Source organism: Dietzia sp. HMSC21D01, from assembly GCF_001815995.1.
Taxonomy (GTDB): Bacteria; Actinomycetota; Actinomycetes; order Mycobacteriales; family Mycobacteriaceae; genus Dietzia; species Dietzia cinnamea.
In genome coordinates, this window is record NZ_KV824096.1 from 1 (window position 1) to 588 (window position 588).

1 protein-coding gene is annotated in these 588 nt (G+C 69.4%); it reads left to right on the forward strand.

The window, feature by feature from the left end:
* Positions 1–588, forward strand: a 588-nt coding sequence (locus HMPREF3086_RS15515) for an ABC transporter ATP-binding protein (RefSeq protein WP_070722808.1), incomplete at both ends; no start/stop codon positions are given.

A 588-nucleotide genomic window follows, 5' to 3' on the forward strand; every position in this document is an offset into this window, starting at 1 on the left:
CTGCTCAGGGTGCTGGCCGGACTGGATGCCCCGGTGTCGGGAGCGGTGACCGTCGACGGGATGCACGTGCACCGGATGCGGTCTCGGCAGCGGGCACGCCTCATCGCCGTCCAAGGCCAGGAGGAAGCTCCCTCTGCTGAGCTCACGCTGGCAGAAGCCGTGGCACTCGGCCGGACGCCCCACCGCACACCCTGGGCGCTGGAGGAGGAGGGCGAGAAGGACATCGTTGACCAGGCGCTGCAGGCCGTCGGCCTGGCCGGCCGCGGTGACCAGTCCTGCACGCGACTGTCCGGCGGCGAACGCCACCGCGTGGTCCTAGCTCGAGCCCTGGCCCAGCGCGCCCCGCTGCTGATGCTGGATGAACCCACCAACCACCTCGATGCCGCCTGGCGACTGCGCCTCATGGACGCGCTCGGGGGTCTGCGCTCCACTGTTGTGGCCGCCATCCACGATCTTGACCTGGTTTTGCGCTACTTCGACTCGGTCGCCGTCGTGGACGACGGCCGGATTGTCGCCTACGGACCGCCTCTCCACGTCTTCACCGCTGATCTCCTCGACGAGGTGTTCGGCGTCCACGGCGACATCGTC